Annotated in this window: 1 tRNA gene; it reads right to left on the bottom strand. The window is 39.0% G+C overall.

Features of this window, described 5'->3' with window-relative positions:
* Positions 1-295 precede the first annotated feature (295 nt).
* Positions 296-371 (bottom strand) — tRNA-Ala (locus H4J70_RS20270).
* Positions 372-415: the final 44 nt, after the last annotated feature.

Consider the following 415-nt stretch of genomic DNA (forward strand, 5'->3'; position numbering starts at 1 on the left):
TATGTAAATCACAGCGCGACACCGTTCATTACGACATAAATACTTTATTTATATCAGCTTTCCAGATTGTTAAAGAACTCATTCTTAACGCGCATTCGGTTAAAAACGTGGTTTAAAAAACCAAATTAATATTCACTCACCAGATACTGAAACACGTTCAGCATGACGAAAGTAAACCTTAATTTGGTCTTTTCTTTAATGAAGAATCATAATGGTATCTTATATTATACAAGGCAGTTTGTAGCGTCGTGTAGTTTACTACACAAGCTGCGAACTAACGCGGTAGAATTTAAGATGGTGGAGCTATGCAGGATCGAACTGCAGACCTCCTGCGTGCAAGGCAGGCGCTCTCCCAGCTGAGCTATAGCCCCATCGGGATTCTTCTAATTTGTTATCATGTAATTTGTGTAGACAC

This window comes from Colwellia sp. BRX8-9, from assembly GCF_014077245.1.
Taxonomy (GTDB): Bacteria; Pseudomonadota; Gammaproteobacteria; order Enterobacterales; family Alteromonadaceae; genus Colwellia_A.